1 protein-coding gene is annotated in these 275 nt (G+C 50.5%); it reads left to right on the plus strand.

All coding sequences use genetic code 11. The features are described 5' to 3' along the window. Positions 1 to 275 (plus strand): transposase (locus tag AB4209_RS22255; protein WP_372057421.1); only part of this gene is annotated, 275 nt, incomplete at both ends.

Consider the following 275-nt stretch of genomic DNA (forward strand, 5'->3'; position numbering starts at 1 on the left):
GCTTATGATGGTCTGCATCAAGTCACCAATGTGGGGTGCTTAGCGCATGCTCGTCGCAAGTTCATGGATGCGAAGAAGCTTCAAGGTAAAGGTAAGTCGGGCAAGGCTGATAAAGCGCTGGCTAAAATCCAAAAACTCTACGGGATAGAATCGCGCTTAAAAGGTGCGCCTGCCCAAGAGCGAAAAGCAGAGCGTCAAGCGTATGCCAAGCCGATACTGGATGAGCTTTACCAATGGATGACAACCCAGAAGGTGATAGGCTCTAGCCCACTAGG

Origin of the sequence: Vibrio sp. 10N.286.48.C11 (genome assembly GCF_041469805.1) — a bacterium.
GTDB lineage: Bacteria > Pseudomonadota > Gammaproteobacteria > Enterobacterales > Vibrionaceae > Vibrio > Vibrio crassostreae_C.